Source organism: Methylophaga sp. UBA4204 (assembly GCF_002379485.1).
GTDB lineage: Bacteria > Pseudomonadota > Gammaproteobacteria > Nitrosococcales > Methylophagaceae > Methylophaga.
The window spans coordinates 21,735-21,956 of the sequence record NZ_DFTU01000030.1; the positions used below are offsets into that span (position 1 = coordinate 21,735).

Here is a 222-nt window from a genome sequence, read left to right on the forward strand (position 1 = left end):
TTGATAACCGGCACCACACCAATCAACAGATCGGCATACTGGGCAATATTGACTTCATCGGTCACCACACCGCCATGCAACCCCTCATAGAACAGTAAATCACTGTCATTATCGATTTCTTTCCACTTGGTAAAAGTGCCGGGAGGTTGATTATATCTGGTGGCTTCACACTGATCATGAATGTAGTGACGCTTTTCGCCACGACCCGTTTCAGAGTAGGTA

Annotated in this window: 1 pseudogene; it reads right to left on the bottom strand. The window is 46.4% G+C overall.

Going from position 1 to position 222, the window contains the following annotated elements:
* A pseudogene (locus tag B3182_RS03705) lies at positions 1-222 on the bottom strand (phosphoribulokinase); the annotation flags it as partial.